Origin of the sequence: Flavobacterium sp. EDS (assembly GCF_020991525.1) — a bacterium.
GTDB lineage: Bacteria > Bacteroidota > Bacteroidia > Flavobacteriales > Flavobacteriaceae > Flavobacterium.
In genome coordinates, this window is record NZ_JAJMOZ010000005.1 from 142,092 (window position 1) to 163,084 (window position 20,993).

At 32.5% G+C, this 20,993-nt stretch carries 17 protein-coding genes and 1 tRNA gene; 7 read left to right on the plus strand and 11 right to left on the minus strand.

Annotated features, from left to right (window positions below):
• Positions 1-37: 37 nt before the first annotated feature.
• From LPB87_RS09625 to LPB87_RS09655, 7 genes are all read right to left on the minus strand, one after another.
• Positions 38-1,114: a porin gene (locus LPB87_RS09625; RefSeq protein WP_129539211.1), complete on the minus strand. Its 1,077-nt coding sequence runs from the start codon at positions 1,112-1,114 to the stop codon at positions 38-40.
• Positions 1,115-1,697: 583 nt separating this feature from the next.
• Positions 1,698-2,264: a K(+)-transporting ATPase subunit C gene (locus LPB87_RS09630; protein ID WP_129539212.1), complete on the minus strand. Its 567-nt coding sequence runs from the start codon at positions 2,262-2,264 to the stop codon at positions 1,698-1,700.
• Between the two features lie 96 nt (positions 2,265-2,360).
• Entirely contained in the window at positions 2,361-4,418 is a 2,058-nt protein-coding gene (kdpB, locus tag LPB87_RS09635) for a potassium-transporting ATPase subunit KdpB (protein ID WP_230727763.1), read from the minus strand.
• Between the two features lie 240 nt (positions 4,419-4,658).
• Entirely contained in the window at positions 4,659-6,380 is a 1,722-nt protein-coding gene (kdpA, locus tag LPB87_RS09640; RefSeq protein ID WP_230727764.1) for a potassium-transporting ATPase subunit KdpA, read from the minus strand.
• A 126-nt stretch (positions 6,381-6,506) separates the two neighbouring features.
• Complete coding sequence (gene kdpF / locus LPB87_RS09645) at positions 6,507-6,584, minus strand: K(+)-transporting ATPase subunit F (RefSeq protein WP_129541086.1); 78 nt, start codon at positions 6,582-6,584, stop codon at positions 6,507-6,509.
• 187 nt (positions 6,585-6,771) lie between these two features.
• Positions 6,772-7,053, minus strand: a complete 282-nt coding sequence (locus tag LPB87_RS09650) for a hypothetical protein (protein WP_129539216.1) — start codon at positions 7,051-7,053, stop codon at positions 6,772-6,774.
• 163 nt (positions 7,054-7,216) lie between these two features.
• Complete coding sequence (locus tag LPB87_RS09655; RefSeq protein ID WP_164998757.1) at positions 7,217-8,560, minus strand: sigma-54 dependent transcriptional regulator; 1,344 nt, start codon at positions 8,558-8,560, stop codon at positions 7,217-7,219.
• Positions 8,561-8,776: 216 nt separating this feature from the next.
• On the opposite strand from LPB87_RS09655, the gene panB reads away from it, so the two are divergent.
• The 7 genes from panB (at position 8,777) to LPB87_RS09690 (ending at position 18,292) form a co-directional block, all read left to right on the plus strand.
• Positions 8,777-9,595 carry a 3-methyl-2-oxobutanoate hydroxymethyltransferase gene (panB, locus tag LPB87_RS09660; RefSeq protein ID WP_129539218.1) on the plus strand — a complete coding sequence of 273 codons (819 nt, stop codon included), beginning with the start codon at positions 8,777-8,779 and terminating at the stop codon, positions 9,593-9,595.
• A 137-nt stretch (positions 9,596-9,732) separates the two neighbouring features.
• Positions 9,733-10,083, plus strand: coding sequence for a four helix bundle protein (locus tag LPB87_RS09665; protein WP_230727765.1), 351 nt, complete (start codon positions 9,733-9,735; stop codon positions 10,081-10,083).
• A gap of 58 nt (positions 10,084-10,141) precedes the next feature.
• The gene (locus LPB87_RS09670; RefSeq protein ID WP_230727766.1) at positions 10,142-10,831 is read left to right on the plus strand and encodes an RluA family pseudouridine synthase; all 690 of its coding nucleotides are present in this window, start codon (positions 10,142-10,144) and stop codon (positions 10,829-10,831) included.
• Between the two features lie 73 nt (positions 10,832-10,904).
• Entirely contained in the window at positions 10,905-12,233 is a 1,329-nt protein-coding gene (locus LPB87_RS09675; RefSeq protein ID WP_230727767.1) for an aldehyde dehydrogenase, read from the plus strand.
• 191 nt (positions 12,234-12,424) lie between these two features.
• Positions 12,425-13,222 carry a hypothetical protein gene (locus LPB87_RS09680; protein WP_129539222.1) on the plus strand — a complete coding sequence of 266 codons (798 nt, stop codon included), beginning with the start codon at positions 12,425-12,427 and terminating at the stop codon, positions 13,220-13,222.
• A gap of 61 nt (positions 13,223-13,283) precedes the next feature.
• Complete coding sequence (locus LPB87_RS09685; protein ID WP_230727768.1) at positions 13,284-17,342, plus strand: PAS domain S-box protein; 4,059 nt, start codon at positions 13,284-13,286, stop codon at positions 17,340-17,342.
• Positions 17,343-17,437: 95 nt separating this feature from the next.
• The gene (locus tag LPB87_RS09690) at positions 17,438-18,292 is read left to right on the plus strand and encodes a neutral zinc metallopeptidase (protein WP_129539224.1); all 855 of its coding nucleotides are present in this window, start codon (positions 17,438-17,440) and stop codon (positions 18,290-18,292) included.
• Between the two features lie 158 nt (positions 18,293-18,450).
• On the opposite strand, the gene LPB87_RS09695 is transcribed toward LPB87_RS09690, so the two are convergent.
• From LPB87_RS09695 to LPB87_RS09710, 4 genes are all read right to left on the minus strand, one after another.
• A tRNA-His gene (locus LPB87_RS09695) sits at positions 18,451-18,524 on the minus strand.
• A gap of 83 nt (positions 18,525-18,607) precedes the next feature.
• A complete protein-coding gene (gene bshB1 / locus LPB87_RS09700) occupies positions 18,608-19,324 on the minus strand; it encodes a bacillithiol biosynthesis deacetylase BshB1 (protein WP_129539225.1) in 717 nt (238 codons plus the stop codon).
• Positions 19,325-19,435: 111 nt separating this feature from the next.
• The gene (locus tag LPB87_RS09705; RefSeq protein ID WP_230727769.1) at positions 19,436-20,503 is read right to left on the minus strand and encodes a chorismate-binding protein; all 1,068 of its coding nucleotides are present in this window, start codon (positions 20,501-20,503) and stop codon (positions 19,436-19,438) included.
• A 5-nt stretch (positions 20,504-20,508) separates the two neighbouring features.
• The gene (locus tag LPB87_RS09710) at positions 20,509-20,937 is read right to left on the minus strand and encodes a PaaI family thioesterase (RefSeq protein WP_129539227.1); all 429 of its coding nucleotides are present in this window, start codon (positions 20,935-20,937) and stop codon (positions 20,509-20,511) included.
• Between the last annotated feature and the right edge of the window lie 56 nt (positions 20,938-20,993).

Sequence of the window (20,993 nt, forward strand, 5' to 3'; positions counted from 1 at the left end):
TCTAAAAAGCCTATCGCTTAAAGCTTATAGCCTAAAGTTAAAGAGAAATTGCCAAAGAAGTCGTTATGAACACGTTACTATCTGTTGGATTATTATTTTTCAAAAAGATATTGTCTTTACTATTCAAAGTTCGTGCTTCTAATCTAAATATCACATTTTCTGTAGCCAAATAATCAAAATTGGCTGAGAAACCGTATGTTTTAAAGCCATTTGGAGTTCCAGTAGCTATAATAACACCTTTTTTATCTTGGTAATATTCGCCTCGAGCCGCTAACTGAATTTTATTAGTTGGTTTATACTGCGCCATAACAATTGGAGTGTACCAAATATCATAATTCGAACTACCGTTTGTAGCTTGTTGCGCACCGATATCAAAACCAGCAATTAAATTTACTTTTTCAGACACTCTAAACTGTCCGAAGAAATCATTAAAATACCTCCATTTTCTATCCACATCAGGATACTCATTCCCAACATAAGTACTCCAGTTTAATGTAACTCCTGAATTTGGTTTATAAGTAACCTGTGATCCAAAGGCAGGAGTCTGATTCCCTTCAACCTTCTGAATGCGCTGCCATCCATTTAAATACATAACTGCCAAATACCATTTTTCGCTCTTAGATGTATATCCTAATTTCACACCCGCTTCATAATACGGAGAATTTTCAGCCAGGATACTTCTGGTCAAAGTCATACAATCCTTTCCTATTGCACTTTCAAAACCAATGTGCGAAGGCATAATTCCCGCATCAATCCAAAGGTTATGTTCTTGCGAAATTTTCACTCCCACATTAGCCTCATATACATTTTTTAATAAACCTTGCTCGGCGGCCAAATTATACTCAGCATAAGTTCCAGCCATAAGAGCAAAATTCCCTCGAACATTATCTTTAGCATAATTCACTTTTGCCAAACCTAAATTCAGGTTTACCTCATTATGCTTGTTATAATTATAAAGAAAACCTGGACGAGTATGATTATCTGGTTTCCCAAAATCATAACTATAATAAGTATCTATATAGCCCGTAAAAGTAAACGGACTTTTAGATTCTTCTTGAGCATTAACTGTTGTGTATCCGAAAGCTATTAAAGCTGTAAGTATTATTTTTTTCATTTTATAAGGGATCCAAACCCAACAAGTTTCTATAACCTATCGAGTATAATTAAAATTTATCTATTCGTTTTTTTGGAGGTATCCCGATAACTATCGGGACCAGCTATCCGCTATATCTTTTCCTGGCTAAAGAAGCCAGAAAAGGATATCGCTTCTTCCGATAAATATCAGAACTGGGCTAAAACACTTGGGGCAACAAGGGCTTTAGTTATCCTAACAGGCATCCAAAACCTATTAGGTCATAAAGGGCAAATTCAGATAAAGTAACTACAAGCTTATCTCTATTTTGTCCGTAAATTTTCATACACACAAGGCACTAGAAACCTTGCTAACAGATTTTTAAAACCTGTTAGATTTAGTATTAATCATCATATTTAAAAGTTTTTTATCCTAACAGGTTAGGCATTCTCATTAAAAAATTTAGTTTTTTATTCCAAATTTGTCATTTCGACGAAGGAAAAATCACATATGCTGGCACATATTGTTAAAAGTACATTCGTTTAATATTGGGTAATTTAATTCGTCTGTTCTCTACCACTCGAATTCCCTTCGTTAAAATGACATAAAATGCAGGAGCAAAAACCTAAGATCCTTTTTTAGAAAGTTCGTCAAGAGCAATATTCAATTCTAAAACATTCACCATTGCAGTACCTGCAAACTTTGGAGTACTGATTTTAGATTCAACCAAAGCTTTAACTTTATCTTCATCTAATTTTCTTTCTTTGGCAACACGTTTCACCTGAACCAAAGCACCTTGTGGTGAAATATTCGGATCTAAACCACTACCCGAAGCAGTAACCATATCGGCAGGAATTTCGGATTTTTTTAAATAAGGATGAACGATTAAGAAAGTATCAATTCTTTTTTGAACCACTGCTAAGTAATCAACATTGCTTGGTCCTTTATTACTTCCTCCACTACCCGCAGCGTTATAATCTACTGCCGAAGGACGACCCCAAAAATAATTAGGCTTGTCAAATTTTTGACCTATTTTTTGATATCCTACTACTTTACCATTAACCGAAATTGTTTCTCCCTTACCTTGGTTAGGCGCAAACTGCGCAATACCATAAATTGCCAAAGGATAAATAACCGCAAACAAAACAATCGTAAGCAAAGTCAATTTTAATATTGAAAATATATTTTTCATTTGAGTTTTTTTTTGAGTTTCTAAGGGACTAAGTCTCTAAGTTTCTAAGTTTTCCCTAGAGCCTTAGTAACTTAGTACCTCAGAACCTTTATTTAATTACATAAAAAGAGCTACAACCAAATCAATTAATTTAATACCAATAAAAGGAATAATTAATCCACCTAAACCATATATCAATAAGTTTCGTTTTAGGATGGCACTCGCTCCGATTGGTTTATAATCAACACCTCTCAATGCTAGAGGAATTAGTATCGGAATGATAATTGCATTAAAGATTACAGCCGATAAAATGGCGCTTTCAGGACTATGCAAATGCATGATATTCAATCCTTCAAGAGCTGGAATTGCAGTGATAAAAAGTGCAGGAACAATTGCAAAATATTTCGCTACGTCATTCGCAATAGAGAAAGTAGTAAGCGTTCCTCTAGTCATTAACAACTGTTTTCCAATTTCAATAACCTCAATTAACTTAGTTGGGTCATTATCAAGATCAACCATGTTTCCAGCTTCCTTAGCTGCTTGAGTTCCACTATTCATTGCAACACCTACATCAGCTTGAGCAAGAGCGGGAGCATCATTAGTACCATCACCCATCATTGCAACGAGTTTACCCATTTGTTGTTCATTCTTAATGTAGTTCATTTTATCTTCAGGCTTTGCTTCAGCAATAAAATCATCAACACCTGCAGCTTCAGCAATAAACTTAGCTGTAAGAGGATTATCTCCAGTAACCATAACCGTTTTTACACCCATTTTTCTCAAACGGTCAAAACGTTCTTTCATTCCTGTTTTTATAATATCCTGTAATTCAATAACACCTTGCACATGACTATTCTTTATAACTATCAATGGCGTTCCTCCTTTAGAAGAAATATCAATTACTTTTTGAGCTGTATCTGCTGGAAAAGTATTCCCTGCTTGAAGTGCAATGTTTTTCGCAGCATCCTGAGCTCCTTTTCTTATATTGGTTCCATCTTTTAAAACAACACCACTCGTTCTGGTTTCAGCAGTAAACTTGATAGTTTGTGAAATGTTATCAGTAAGAAGTGAGATAGCAGCTTCCATTTTTCCTGTCACATCTAACGTTTTACTTAGTTCGATAATACTTTTTCCTTCTGGAGTATCGTCAGCAAGAGAACTTAATACAGCCGATTCAATAAAATCTTTTTCTGAAACACCCTCAGCAGGATAAAAATTAGTAGCTTTTCTGTTTCCTATTGTAATTGTTCCTGTTTTATCCAAAAGCAATACATCAATATCTCCAGCAGTTTCTACCGCTTTTCCAGATTTTGTAATTACATTGGCACGCAATGCTCTGTCCATACCTGCAATTCCGATTGCTGAAAGTAAACCTCCAATTGTCGTTGGAATTAAGCATACAAAAAGAGAAATAAAAGCAGCAATTGTTATTGGTGCGTTGGCATAATCAGCAAATGGTTTTAAGGTAACACAAACAATTACAAAGATTAGAGTAAATGCCGCTAGTAAAATAGTTAGAGCTATTTCATTTGGAGTTTTCTGACGACTTGCTCCTTCTACTAAAGCAATCATTTTATCAAGAAAACTTTCTCCCGGTTCAGAGGTTACAATTACTTTAATCTTATCCGACAATACTTTTGTACCTCCAGTTACTGATGATTTATCTCCACCAGCTTCTCGAATTACAGGAGCACTTTCTCCAGTAATCGCACTTTCGTCAATTGTAGCCAAACCTTCGATGATTTCACCATCAGTTGCAATTAAATCTCCTGCCTCACAAACAAAAACATCTCCTTTTTTTAATTCCGAAGAACTAATGTTTTTAATTTCACCGTTAGCCAGAATTTGTCTTGCAGGCGTTTCTTCTCGTGTTTTTCTTAAACTATCCGCTTGCGCTTTACCTCTTGCTTCGGCAATCGCTTCGGCGAAATTGGCAAACAAAAGAGTTGCTAGTAAAATTAAAAATACAATTAAATTATAAGCAAAACTACCTTGGTCCTGTGCTCCCATTAATATGGAAATACAAACGGCAAGCATAATGGCAGTTCCTATTTCTACGGTAAACATTACCGGATTTTTAATCATCAATTTTGGATTAAGCTTCACAAAAGATTGCACCAAGGCATCTTTTACCTGCTTACTTTCAAACAATGAATTGGATTTATTGTTAGTCATTTTCTTTTATATTATTTTATTTAGTTGACCGTTTCTTAACACATAAAAACATAGACTGTAATTATTTTTCTATTGAACATAGCCAACGGTTTCAACCGTTGGAACGCAATATATTAACACAATCCCTATCGTTTCCCATGGTTGAAACCACGGGCTATATTGAAATACGATACTCTTTTTTGTTTAAATTTTATATTTCTATGCGTTTAAAATTGCGTCTATCATTCAAAAAATGAATTATTATTTAAGTGTAAAGAACTCCGCTAAAGGTCCAAGCGCCAACGCTGGGAAGAATGATAAGGCGGCGATAATTGCGATTACAGCAAAAACCATAACTCCAAAAATAGAAGTATCCGTTTTTAAAGTTCCAGCACTTTCAGGGATATATTTTTTATTAGCAAGTAATCCAGCAATAGCCAATGGCCCGATTATAGGAATAAAACGGCTCAACAACAATACTATACCAGTAGTAATATTCCAGAAAGGATTGTTATCTCCTAAACCTTCAAAGCCAGAACCATTATTGGCTGCACTCGAGGTATATTCATATAACATTTCCGAAAATCCATGATTCCCTGGATTATTTAACCAACCCGTTGCATTACCGCTAAACCAAAATCCCATTGCAGTATCATTAGCAGCAAAATAAGATGCCAAAGCCGTTCCTGATAGTATCAATAAAGGATGAAGAATAGCAATAAAAGCAGCAATTTTAACCTCCCGAGCTTCGATTTTCTTACCTAAAAATTCAGGAGTTCGACCCACCATTAATCCAGAAATAAATACTGCCAGAATAATAAAAACATAAAAGTTAAGGATACCAACACCACAACCACCATAAAAAGCGTTGACCATCATAGCAAGTAATTCCATAGCACCCGAAATAGGCATCGAGCTATCGTGCATGCTATTAACTGAACCTGTAGAAATTACTGTTGTGGCAATACTCCAGAATCCTGAAATAGCTGGTCCAAAACGAACCTCCTTACCTTCCATGGCTCCTGTTGCTTGAGCAATTCCCATTCTTTCGATAGCAGGATTCCCATTAATTTCGCTCGTAACCGTTGGGATAACCAGAAGTAAGAATCCGATCGTCATTACTCCAAAAATTACATATGAAAATTTTCTTTTCTTTAAATAAAAACCTAAAGCAAAAATCATTGCAAACGGAACAATTAATTGAGCCCATAATTCGACAGCATTCGAAAAATAACTAGGATTCTCTAATGGATGAGCTGAGTTAGCTCCAAAAAATCCACCACCATTTGTACCAATATGTTTTATAGCAATAAAAGCTGCCGCTGGTCCGCGAGAAACCTCCACATTATCACCTTGTAAAGTAGTGATTGCATCTTTACCCTCAAAAGTCATTGGAGAACCGCTAAATACAAGAGCAGTAGCTACAATAGCAGAAAGTGGTAATAAAATACGAGTACAACTTTTTATAAAGTAATTATAAAAGTTACCTAGCTTATCTGTAGTTCTCTCTTTCATGGCCGTAAAAACCATTGCGGCAGCAGCCAGTCCGACACCAGCCGAAACAAATTGCAAGAACATCAAGAACATTTGTGATAAATAAGATACACCGCTTTCACCCGAGTAATGTTGTAAATTACAATTTACAAGAAACGAAATAGCTGTATTAAATGCTAAATCTGGACTCATCGATGGATTGTTATCGGGGTTTAAAAATAATGACCCTTGAAACAATAAGATAAAAAAGCAAAGAAAAAACCAAACCATATTTATACTTAAAAGAGCTTTTAAGTGTTGTTTCCAGTTCATTTCCTGGGTGGAATTAATTCCACTGATTTTAAAAATAAGTTTTTCAATTGGATTGAAAATCGGATCAAATAGTGTTTTATCGCCCAAATAGACTTTAGCAATATATTTCCCTAAAGGAATGGCTAAAACTATCGTTAGGATAAAAATACCGATGATGCCAAATAATTCTGTATTCATAAGATGTGTTTTGTTTATTGTAAAATGTTAATTGTAAAATATGAGAAGTAAAAACAAACTGATGTACATCATCTAACCTTCTTACTTTTCTCTTTTTACTTTTTTACAGAAAGCATTTTACGTAATTTAAAATTTTTCGGGTTTGATTAATACATAAATCAAATAGCCAAAAACAGCAAGGGCAATAATAAATAATGCAGTCATGATTTAAATTTTTTCAAAGAATTCTACAGATTTAAAAAAAATCGCAAAGAGTAAAACAGCCAGTGCGAGTAAAAGAATAGTGATTAACATAGGTTTTTTTTATTAAAATGGTTAAATGTGAAAATGTTAGAAGTAATAAGTGATATTTTTTTTAATGCGAAACACGAGTCATTTTACATTTCACAAACTATACTCCCAAAGAATTAATTTGTTTTATGTATTCTGCCTTCAACGATTTTGGAAATAAATCAGAAATCGTACAGTGACGCAATTCCATAAAAGAAGAAACCGAGAAAACGTACACATTCGAAATGGCACTTTTAGTTTCGTAGCTTCCCGTAATATAAAGTCGCTCAGCAAGTGCTAGACATTTTTTTGCTCTAATAATATTTCCAGTAATGATAGCTGTCTTAGTAACTTCTGCAAAGCGTTCTGCTTGTTTATAGATCGAGCTGACTTGATTTTTCATAAGAATGATTTTTTATGTTCTCTTCCCTTATGCCAAAATACATTCCAAAAAAAACAAAAACCCGCAAAGTATTTAAAATCAATACTATATCAAATTTACATTAAAAAAAGCCATAAAAAAAGCCTATCAAAATGATAGGCTTTTCTCAGAATAGTATGTTCTACTAATGAATGTTATATTCGTCTAATTTCCGATAAAGAGTTGCAACTCCTATTTCTAGTAATCGTGCTGCTTCTGCTTTATTTCCTTTAGTATAATTAAGTACTTTCTGAATATGAAGTTTTTCGATGCTCTGCATTGAAAATGCAGAAACTATTTTGCTACTTTTATCCACTTGATGTTGCATTTCATAAGGCAAAACATCCAAAGTTAAAACATCACCATTTACCAAAATAACAGAACGTTCTATAACGTTTTTTAATTCACGAACATTTCCTGGCCATTGATATGATTCCATTTTTTGCATGAAACCTTCATCTATAGACAACGCTTTTTTATTGGTTTTATCCGAAAATTGTTTTACATAATAATGTGCCAATGGTTCGATATCTTTTACTCTTTCGCGCAAAGACGGAATTTTAATTTCAAATATATTCAACCTAAAATATAAATCTGATCGAAAACGATGTTCTTCACTTTCTGTTTTTAAATCCCTATTAGTTGCAGCAATCAACCTAAAGTTAGATTTTCGAGGAGTAGTGTCCCCTAGCTGAATGTATTCATTGGTTTCTAGCACACGTAATAACTTCGCTTGCAATTCTAATGGCATTTCTCCTATTTCGTCAAGAAATAAAGTCCCTCCGTTTGCTTCTTCTATAAAACCTTTTTTATCTTTAATCGCACCTGTAAAGGCGCCTTGCTTATGTCCGAACAATTCACTCTCAAGGATTTCTTTACTAAAAGTACTGCAATTTAATGCCACGAATGATTTTCCAACTCTATTACTATTTTCATGAATAGACTGTGCAAAAACTTCTTTCCCTGTTCCTGTTTCACCAGTTAAAAGCACAGTCGAATCCGTTTTAGAAACTCTTCGTGCCAAATCAATTACTTGCTCCAATCCTTTTGATTTTCCAATAATATTATCAAATGAATATTTATCAGAAATACGTTTTTCGAGTTGTTTGACTTTCTTCTGTAATTGTACTTTCTCTAAAGCCTTATATAAAAGCGGAATAATTTTATCATTATCATCCCCTTTTACAATATAATCGAAAGCGCCATTTTTCATGGCTTGAACACCATCAGGAATATTACCAAAAGCAGTTAACAAAATAACTTCTGTAAGTGGAAAAGCCGATTTTATCTTTTGAAGAAAATCAACACCATTTCCATCAGGAAGCTTAACATCACAAAGCACAACATCAATATCATTTTGTTCCAATTTCTTATAACCCGATTTTAAATCTGGTGCTTCAAAGACTTCGAAACCTTCTGAGCGTATGATTCTAGCGAGAAGATTACGTAATTTTTCTTCATCGTCAATAATAAGTGTCTTTTTCAAAATAGAAATTTGTGAATTTATTTTTCAAAATTAGTTATTTTAGTTATTTGTTAATAAAATACTTCTAAATACTTTCCATTAATAATAATTCTTCAAAACTTTTACCTCCCATTTTTATATTCCCAATCAAAATTAGATTTAAAAAAATTCTATTTATTACTTTTACAGATTCAAAATATAAATCAATCCGATTGTATCGGAACTAAATCATAGATCACAATGTCTGTAGCAAAAAAAGATTATAAAAGAATTACGACTAAATCATTAATTGAAATGAAAGCCAATGGGCAAAAAATTTCAATGCTTACGGCTTACGATTACACCATGGCCAAAATTGTTGATACTGCTGGAATTGATGTAATTCTTGTTGGAGACTCGGCTTCAAATGTAATGGCAGGTCATGAAACTACATTACCAATTACTTTGGATCAAATGATATATCATGCATCATCTGTAGTAAGAGCTATCGAAAGAGCTTTGGTAGTTGTTGATTTACCTTTTGGAAGCTACCAATCGGATCCAAAAGAAGCTTTACGTTCTGCTATCAGAATCATGAAAGAAAGCGGTGGTCATGCTGTAAAACTAGAAGGAGGAAAAGAAATTAAAGAATCTATAAAAAAGATATTAAACGCTGGAATTCCTGTTATGGGACACTTGGGTTTAACACCACAATCAATATATAAATTCGGAACATACACTGTTCGTGCAAAAGAAGAGGATGAAGCCGAAAAACTAATTGCTGATGCAAAAATGCTAGAAAAAATTGGTTGTTTTGCTTTGGTTCTTGAAAAAATCCCTGCACATTTAGCTCAAAAGGTTGCCGAAAGTATCTCAATCCCAGTTATCGGAATTGGAGCTGGTGGTCAAGTAGATGGTCAAGTTCTTGTAATTCACGATATGCTAGGAATGAACAATGAGTTTAGTCCACGTTTCTTAAGACGCTACATGAATTTGTACGAAGGAATGACTACAGCAATTAGCCAATATGTAGATGATGTGAAATCAGGAGATTTCCCTAATACTAGTGAACAATACTAAATTTAGACTTCTTAGATTATTAGACTTACTTAGATTATTGAGTTATTATGTTTTTTGTAGTATAAATCTTATTTTATATGCTAATTTTACAGACCTCAATAATCTAAGTAAGTATAACCCAATCTAAAAATCTGAAAATGCATCAATTTAAACAACTAGGAATATGGAAAAAGAGCAGATTACTTTGTTCTAAAATTTATAATATCACCGCTACATTTCCTAGTGAAGAAAAATTCGGAATCACAAATCAACTCAGAAGAGCATCAGTTTCAATTCCATCCAATATTGCCGAAGGTTCATCAAGAAACTCTAATAAAGATTTTGCACGATTTTTAGAAATTGCCATTGGATCTGCTTATGAAGTAGAAACACAGCTTCTAATCTCGTCAGATTTAGGATTTATTACAGAAGAAAACACAATTGAATTAACCAATTTATTGGAAGAAATTATTAAAATGACATCACGGTTTAGAGCTACTTTATTATAATATTTTATTCTAAAAATCTAAGAAGTCTAAGCCTGTCTAAAAATCTAAAAAGTCTAATATGAAAATCATTTCAACCAAAGATAATCTCCAAGTTCTCCACGAAGACAATCACATCATTGTTGTAAATAAACGCGTAGGCGATATTGTACAAGGTGATAAAACGGGTGACAAACCACTATCTGATGTTGTAAAAGAATACATAAAAGACAAATATAATAAACCTGGTGACGTATTTTTAGGCGTGATACATCGTTTAGACCGTCCTACAACTGGGATAGTTGTTTTTGCTAGAACAAGTAAAGCATTAACGCGTATGAATGAATTATTTAGCAATCGCGAAACTCAAAAAACCTATTGGGCAGTTGTTAAAAACAAACCTAAAGAAGTAACCGCAAAACTAGTTCACTTTTTAAAAAGAAACGAAAAAAACAACACTTCAAAAGCGCATCTAAAAGAAGTTCCAGATAGCAAACTAGCCAGTTTGGATTATACGGTTTTTAAAGAACTTCAGAATTATGTAGCGCTAGAAATCAATTTACATACAGGCAGACATCACCAAATTAGAGCACAACTTTCGGCAATTGGATCACCTATCAAAGGAGATTTAAAATACGGTTTTGACCGAAGTAATCCTGATGGAGGAATTCATCTTCATGCCAGAAAATTAACCTTCATACATCCAGTAACAAAAGAACCACTTACCATTATTGCTCCTACTCCAGATGAAGTAATATGGAATGCTTTATGATTTTTGAATAAAAACTATTTTATTTAAAATTTTAAAATTAACTTGCATAGTGTAAAACTAAGCTGATTTTAAAATGGACTATAAAAATGACATCGGTTACAGAAAAGAGACGCTTAAAAAACTATTATTCAACATACAAAAAAGCGAAGATTTAATTATTAAAGCCCTCCATAATGATTTCAAGAAACCTGCTTTTGAAGCTGTTTTAACTGAAACTAATTATGTTATTTCTGAACTAAAAGATACCATAAAAAACATTCAAAATTGGGCAAAACCACAACGAATACTCCCATCAATACTTAACTTCCCTTCTACAGATTATATCTATAAAGAACCTTACGGAAAAGTATTAATTCTTGCTCCTTGGAACTATCCTTTTCAACTGGCATTATGCCCCTTAATTTCGGCTGTAGCGGCAGGAAACAAGGTTATTTTAAAGCCTTCTGAACTGACTCCAAAAACAGCAGAAATAATAACCGAAATCATCCAAAAAACATTCCACATCAATCATGTCGAAGTGGTACAAGGAGGAGTCGATGTTTCGCAAAAACTTTTAGAGAAGCGCTGGGATTATATATTTTTTACAGGAAGTGTAGCTGTTGGAAAAATTGTTGCAAAAGCTGCCGCTGAGAATCTTACTCCAGTTACACTAGAACTTGGAGGTAAAAACCCATGCATTATTGATGAAACTGCGAATTTAAAATTGGCTGCTAAAAGAATTGTCTGGGGTAAATTTATTAATGCTGGACAAACCTGTATTGCCCCCGATTACATTTTAATTCATAAGGACATGAAAGTTCATTTTATAGGATATCTAAAAGATGAAATCACCAAAGCTTATGGTCACAACCCACAAGAATCACCCGATTTTGCAAGAATAATTAACACCAAAAACTGGGTTCGATTAGATAGCATGATTGAGCAAAAAAAAGTTGTTTTTGGAGGACAAACTGATGCTAAAAATCTTTATATTGCCCCTACACTTATTGACGAGCCAAGCATCGAAAGTGCCATCATGCAAGAAGAAATTTTCGGTCCAATATTACCTATACTCACATACAAAACCGAGGCTGATATAAAAAATAGCATTGATCAATACGAAAAACCTTTAGCCTTATATGTGTTTAGTGAAAATCGAAATTTCACAAAAAAAATAATTGCCCGTTATTCATTTGGAGGAGGATGTATTAATGATACAATTGTACATTTTTCTAATAAAAGACTTCCGTTTGGAGGCGTAGGACATAGTGGTATTGGAGCTTATCATGGAAAATTAAGTTTTGATATTTTCTCGCACCATAAAAGCATTGTAAAAAAAGCAAACTGGCTCGACTTACCTATGCGGTATGCTCCATATAAAGACAAATTGGCTACGATCAAAAGATTATTAGATTGGATGTAAACAAACCAATTTTAGACATTAATTAATGCACATTTAACTTTCTTAATAAACTAGATACTTATGCTAAATCGTTATACCAAAAAAGTATTTTTAACTTGGTCAATTTAAAAAATATACTACATTTACTACTGATATTTCACAAACTGACAATCTAGAAAACTAAATATAATCGAATAACTACTTTAAAAAATATGAATCTTACACAACAACGAATTGAAGAAATCAAAAAAATTGGCTATCAAATAGATTTTTCAGATGTATTTAATCATGCATTCGAAAATTATAAAAAAATAGCTCTTTACGCTGGATTAATTATATTTATTTCTTACTTTATACTTGGTGTTTTTGGTTCTGGACTTGTAATCTCAATTTTTGGGATCGAGAGTTTCTCAAAAGAATCTTTAGAAAACCTCCAAAACTTTAACTTATCTGGAGAATCGCTTGTAATTTATGTAGCAAGTATGCTTGTATTAGCTTTAGTTATTGCTCCTTTTACAGCTGGCTTTTTAAAAATGGCCGATTGCGCAGACAAAGATGAAGAATTTAATGTATCGACCATATTTTATTACTATAGATTACCCTACTTAACAAATATTATTACAGCTACATTGATTATATCAATTATAAATGTGCCTATATCTGTAATACTACAAACTCTAAACTTATCATTCTTAGGAACAGTAATATCATTGCTAATTTCACTTTTTACTTACCTAACAATACCATTAATTATTTTTGGTAATTTCAACGCTGTAGATGCCATTAAAACTAGCTTTATGTTAGTTTCAAAACAACCGTTTATACTTGCTTTATTATTAATTGTTTCAGCATTGGCTGCAATGGTAGGATTTATAGGATGTTGTATTGGAGTAATTTTTACTATTCCTTTTATATATTCTATGACCTATGCAATCTATTCTTCAATTGTTGGTAAAGACACACTAGAAAAAACTAAAGACTCAAATTCTGGTCCAAAGATCTTTCTATAAAAAAATTAATAAAATATTTCTCCAGAATATATTTAATTAAAACAAAATACCTCCAAAATCTATGGTTCTTAACTATAGTTTTATAACAATAATAGCTATTTGGTCAAACCTAACAGGCTTGATCAATAAGCTATTGTTACATAACGACATAGTAAGCAGTAAATCATTTGTTTTTTATAATAGCCCAAAATTTCCAGCTCTAGGGCTTGCTTTATTGGGCTTTGTTATTTTCTTGATTTACCATTTTTTCAACATAAAAAAGCAATTAGGTAATTTTATTGAAAAAGAAAAGGAGAACAAAACCTCTGACAAAGAATATCTACTCTATTTTTTGTTTCTAGGAATCACCATTATTGTAATTGAAATAATCAATGAAATTTTTAAAATAAGACCTAAAAGTTTACTAGTTGTAAATACTTCAATTGGTCTATCCTTTTTATTATTCTATTTTATTACAACCAAAATTGAATACTTACGTAAAAATGTACAGTATATCTTCATCACATTATTTTTACTGTTCTTTTTTCACATAATTCGCAATGTGATACTTATTCCAGAAGATATTACTCCCATAATTAGTTTTATTGTTGCTTTTTACTTCTCTTACAATATTTTAAAACCGATAAAATTATATTGGTTTTTTTCAGGCTTCTTGTTTTTATTTTTAATTGATGTAACAATATCACAATTAGTCCCCTTAAAAACATCAATAATTTTAATTAACTTTTCACTTATTATATTTGTTGTCAGTTACGTAAAATACGCTGTTTTATTAAACCAAAATGATAAATTTCGTTTTTCTAATGAAATAGTACATAAAGGAAATTCGCTCACTATTGCAAGCAATCGCAAGGGTGAAATTTTATTTTGTAGCGAAACCATAACTGATATCCTCGGATATACTCCTGAAGAAGTCATGGGAATGGCATTTTGGGACCTTACCGAAGATCCAGAATTTATTGGCGAAGAATACCATTTAAATTACACAGATAACAAACTCTACATTAGAAAATTAAAGTGTAAAAACGGAGAATATAGACACATCCAATGGAAAGACAAAAAATTCTCTGAAAACCTAATAATTGGAATCGGACAAGATATTACAGAACAAATCAATACCCGTGATTTATATAAAAACTTAATTCAAACAGCCACCGATTTAATTTTTGAAACTGACGATGATGGTAATTTTATTTTCATCAATGAATTTGCAATTTCAACATTAGGCTATTCTGAATCAGAGATTATCTCACATAATTATTTAGAATTCATTCGTCTAGATTACATTACTAATGCAATGCAGTTTTATGAAAATCTAGAAGAAAATCTAAAGAAAAAAGAAAATAATTTCCCTACTATAGAAATCCCTTTATTGACAAAAAATCAAGAAGAATTATGGGTTTCACTTAAAGTTATTATCCGTAAGAATGACTTGGGAGAAATAACAGGTTATGCAGGTATTGCAAGAGACATCACCAAACTGAAAATCATTGAGATAAAAAATAAAATTAGACAAGAAAAAACAGAACATTACAATACTGTATCCAAAAAATTATCGACTACCAACTTTAGCAATTATGAGGACACAGACAGTGTTGTTCAATTAATTATCAAAGAAGCTGCAATTGCTTCAAAAACTGAGCGTGTAAGCTATTGGAAATACACAGAAGATACTATTAGTTGCACAAATCTATACAGCACAGACAATCAGAAACTCGATAAGAAAAGAGTCTTAAAAAAGGAACATTACCCTATTTATTTTGACTCTATAATAAACAAAACTATAATTAACGCTCCAAACGTATTTGATCAATTAGAAATATCTGAATTTACAAAAGACACTTTCTTAAAGAACAACATTAAATCGATGTTGGATCTTCCAATCTTTACAAACGGACAACTTACTGGTATTCTTTGTTTTGAATCGACGCCAAACAAACGAATTTGGGACAATGAAGACATCAGTTTTGGTCGAACAATTTCAGATATTATATCTCTCGCTGTTTCATCTCAAATGAGATTAATAGCAGAAAAAAAATTGGAATTCAAGAGTCAGCTATTATCTGCACTGGCATTATGTACTGAAAAGTTTTTATTAAGTAAAAACACCTCTAAAATGTTTGAAGAAACCTTTGATATAATAGGGAAAGCTTCAAAAGCAGATCATCTGTTTTACTACGAAAAAGACAACAATACAAAACTTATAAGCCAAAAACACAAATGGGCAAGAAAGGGAGTTGTAAAACAAATTACAAAATTACAAAGTTTTAATACCGAAAAATTAAGCGAGATATTTGCTCTTGCTCAAAACAAAAAAACACTAAACACATTCACTTCTAAACTTAAAGATTCTTTTTTTAAAGAACTATTAGTTGCCAACGAAATCAAATCTATTTTAATTCTTCCTTTATACATCAATGATAAATTCACAGGTTTTATTGGATTTGACGACTGCACTAATGAAAAAAAATGGACTGAAGATGAAATTTATATTTTACAATCTCTAGCCAATAATATTTCTTCGACCTTAGAAAGAAACAGAAACGAAACTAGAATCCACGAAAGTGAGGAAAAATTTAAACTAATTGCAAATAATATCCCTGGTACTGTTTACCTGTCTAAATTTGATGAATTAGTCACAAAAATTTTTCTAAATGACGAGATAGAAAACTTAACTGGTTATCCTAAATCAAAATTTCTAGAGAATAAATTATCTTTCATGTCACTAATACATCCTGATGACAAAGAAAATATCATCAAGACTCAGGTTAGTAATTTAAAAAAAGGAATCCCTATACATTCTGTTTACAGAATAAAAAGAAAGTCTGGCGAATATATCTGGATAGAAGAATTTGGTGATGTGATCAAAAGAGGAAATACAATTGATTTTGTAGGTGGTATTTATTTTGATATTACAAGCAAAAAAGAAGCGGAAGATGCCATAAAAGCCAAACAACTGGCTGAAGCTGCGAATAAATCAAAATCTGATTTCCTGGCAAATATGTCACACGAAATAAGAACTCCCCTAAACGGTATCATTGGTTTTACCAATTTATTAATGAAAACAAACCTACAGGAGATTCAACAAAAATACATGATTACAGTCAATCAGTCTGCACAATCATTACTCAATATAATAAATGACATTTTAGATTTTTCTAAAATAGAAGCTGGGAAGTTGGAGTTAAATATTGATCATTATAACATTAGAGAAGTACTCAATCAAGTAATCGATTTAATATTATACGAATCCAACCTTAAAAATCTCAAACTAGAACTTAACATCCATAAAGACATACCTAGTTGTTTTTGGATTGATGTAGTTCGAGTAAAACAGATTCTGATCAATCTACTTGCAAACGCAGTTAAATTCACCGAAAAAGGAACTATAAAACTCAACGTAACTATTCTAGATAAAATAAACAATATCTATACAATACGCTTTTCCGTTTCTGATACTGGAATCGGAATACTTGAAGAAAATAAAAAGCGCATTTTTCAAGCATTTTCACAAGAGGATAGTTCTACTACTCGAAAATTTGGAGGTACAGGATTAGGATTAACCATTTCGAATAAACTACTTAGCTTAATGGATAGCTATTTAAAATTAGAAAGTAAAATAAATGTAGGGAGTACTTTTTATTTTGATTTAAAGATACAAAGTTGCGATGTATATGATCCTGTTTTTTTTGAAAGCACTACCGAAAACAATAATACTATTTATGTCTTAACTGAAGAACAGCTCGCTAAGGAAATAAAATTTCTTATCGTAGAAGACAATAACGTTAACCGACTACTACTAAGAGCCACTATAAAAAACCTATTTACGAATGCCATCATATATGATGCTAAAAACGGAAAAGAAGCCGTTGAATTATACAAAGCAATAGATCCAGACATTATCTTTATGGACATACAAATGCCTGTTATGAATGGATACGAAGCTACTAAAGCAATTCGAAAATTAAAATTAGGCAAAAACACACCTATAATTGCAGTAACAGCAGGAGCAGAAAAAGACGAAAAACAGAATTGTATTAATGCCGGAATGACTGGATATATATCAAAACCAATCATAAAAGGAAGCATTGAAAAAGCCATAATAAAATCTATTATCTAAATGCTAAAGAAATAGAATAATAAAAGCATTATTCCAGAAAATATATATAAATTCGTGTATATAAAATTGATTAAAAACGTTAAAACCATATAATTATGAAATGGAAAGGTACAAGAGAAAGTGATAACGTTGAAGACAGAAGAGGTATGTCATCTGGCGGTAAAACTATTGTAGGTGGTGGAATAATTGGTATTATAATTTTACTAGTAAATATTTTTGGTGGTGAAAATGCACAATTTATAACTCCTGTATTAGAACAAATGCAAGGCTCTCAATCCAATCAAACTGAAGCTACTGCACCATTAAGCAAAGAAGATGAAGAATTAGGCCATTTTGTTAAAGCAGTTCTAGCAAGAAACGAAGAAACTTGGGATAAAATTTTTACCGAAAACGGTATGACATATAAATATCCTAAATTAGTTTTATTTAGAAATTCTGTACAAACTCAATGTGGTGGAGCAACATCGGCATCTGGTCCATTTTATTGTCCTGCCGACCAAAAGGTATACATGGATTTAGCCTTCTTTGAGGAACTAAAAACTAGATTTGGTGCCAAGGGTGGGGATTTTGCAATTGCATATGTTATAGCGCACGAAATAGGACATCACATACAAACATTATTAGGAACATCGGCTAAAATGCGTAAAGCACAAGAAGGAAAAAGCGAAGCACAAGCTAATAAGCTATCTGTTGCCCTAGAACTTCAAGCCGACTTTTATGCAGGAGTTTGGGCACATTACAACCAGCAATACCTAGAAGAAGGAGATATTGACGAAGCCTTGAGTGCTGCAAATGCAGTTGGCGATGATGCAATACAGAGTAAAATGCAAGGACAAGTAGTTCCTGACTCATTTACACACGGTACATCAGAACAACGAATGTATTGGTTCAAAAAAGGATTTAGTACAGGAGACATCAAACAAGGAGATACATTTGCAGAAATTAGATAATCTTTCTTTTTTCTAAAATCATTAAAATTTAAAAAGCAACTATTACAAAATAGTTGCTTTTGTTTTTTTGAGTCATTGTGAAATTTCGCAAAATGCTATTTTCAGGAAACTTTATTCCACAAAAAAAGCCTCAAATAAATTCGAGGCTCTTGCTTCTGGGTGGATGACCGGGTTCGAACCGGCGACCCTCGGTACCACAAACCGATGCTCTAACCAACTGAGCTACAACCACCATTTTTGCTAGTGCTTAGCGGTGGCAAAGATACAACTAAAGTTGAGTTCTGCAAACAAAAAAACAAAAAATTTTCATCTTTTTTACATCAAATCTCCTAAACTATTGATAGCCAAACATCTTTCAATAGTAAAACCTTCAGCAAAATCTACCCCAACTAACCTCCCTAAGTCTTGCGCACGATAATTTAGACTTTCAAGAAAGTTTTTACTCGTTATTGGTGTAGCTGGTTCTTTAGAATTCGCATCATAAAACTGCGAACCGTATGCTAAAATCGATTCTATTTTCTTTTCAGTGAATCCTGTGATATCCACAACAAAGTCTGGCTCTATATTTTTCCATTGAATATAGTGATAAACTAACTTAGGACGCCATGCAGTTTGTTGCTCTCCATTAAGAGTAGTTTCTATCTTCATCAACCCTGATAAAAAACAAGCATCAGAAACTAATTTACTTCCTTTCCCATGATCTATATGACGATCATCGATTGCATTACACAATACAATCTCTGGTTTATACTTACGAATCATTTTTATCACTTCTAATTGATGCGCTTCGTCATTTACAAAAAAACCATCACGCATTGCTAAATTCTCGCGTACAGAGACTCCTAATATCTTTGCTGCGGCGGCGGCTTCTAAATCTCTAAGTTCAGCAGATCCACGTGTTCCTAATTCACCTCGGGTTAAATCAACAATTCCCACTTTTTTCCCTAAAGAAATCTCTTTTAAAATTGTTCCAGCGCAACCTAATTCTACATCATCCGGATGTGCTCCAAAAGCTAATATATCTAATTTCATTCTTCTATTTTTTTTATTTAAAGTTTTCTTTGTTTCAGGTTTCTTTGCGACTGAATACTAAATTATCCTTCGACTCCGCTCAAGATGACACTGCAACTGAAAACTAATTTTTTATTTTATATTCAAAACTCTTTTCATCGTCATTGATTTATTCACACTTTCCTCCCACTCCTTTTCAGGAATACTTTCTTTTGTAATTCCACATCCCATATACAAAATAGCCTCAGAATTACGAATTTGCATGCTACGTAAATTCACAAATAAATCAGAGCTTATCGAATTAGAAGCAAAACTACTATTTAACTCACCTAGAAAACCAGAATAGAAAGTTCTATCGTAATTTTCATTTTCCAGAATAAATGCTCTAGATTTCTTTTTAGGATAACCACAAACCGCAGGTGTCGGATGCAATAAATCGATCACCTCATCTAAACTAGAATCTGCATTTAAAACTCCCGAAATATCGGTTTTTATATGCCAGATACTTCCTGCATTAGCACTATACGGCTCAGTAACTTCAACAGATGAAGCTACATCTCCTAATCTTTTTACAATAAAATCAGTAACATATTGCTGTTCGTCTTTTTCTTTTTGTTGCCACACAACATCAGATGCCGAAGCTGCCTTTTGAGTTCCTGCCAAAGCAGTAGTTTCAAAAACATTTCCGTTTGCTTTAAGTAATTGTTCTGGCGTTGCTCCCATCCAAAAACCAACTTCGGGATGAAAGAAACAATATGCTAACGTTGTTGGGTATAAATTTGCTAAATTTTGAAATGTTTCAATAAAATCAAAATCTTTCAAAGGAACAATTTCGCTTCGTGATAAAACTACTTTTTGGAATTCGTTATTTACAATCGCTCCAACTCCATTTGCTACTAATGTTTCAAATTGTTTTTTAGCATTAACATCAACGTTCAAACCAATTATATCAACTAGACTTACTGATCTTGTTTCTAATTCACTAGTGCAAATTTGAGATTCATTTTCAGGAATAAGAACAATTTGTTTCTTATCAAAAGAAGCTAGTACAAACCCTTTTTCTTTATAATCAATAACTTTATGTAACGTGTTATTTTGTTGCAACAAAGCAATAATTGTATCCGACTTAGGTTTTTTATAAAGTACAAAAGGCAAATTCTGCTCTTTGTGTTTTTTTATTTTAGAAAAAAATTCATTCATTATAATTAGCTTTTCTTTCTATCCAAAACCATATTCGTCAATTTACATAGCGAAACCAAATTACCTTCTTCATCAGTAATTTTAATTTCCCAAAGATGTAAGCTTCTTCCTTTATGGATAATTCGTGCCGTTCCATAAACAAACCCCTCACGAATGCTTTTTAAATGATTTGCTGAAATTTCAATTCCGCGTACTTCTTGTAATTCAGGATTTATATAAAAAAATGATGCTGCACTACCTACACTTTCTGCAAGTGCCACAGATGCACCTCCGTGTAATAATCCCATTGGCTGATGAACAGCTGGATTTACTGGCATTTTGGCTACTAAAAAATCTTCTCCAGCATCTATATATTCAATTTTTAGCGTTTGCATCAAGGTATTTTGTGAAAACTGATTGCAATGCTCTAATATTTGTTCTTTACTAAAATTCATTTGTTTGGCTTTAAAATGTAAAATTAAATAAAAGATAAGTCACAAAGTAGCAAATG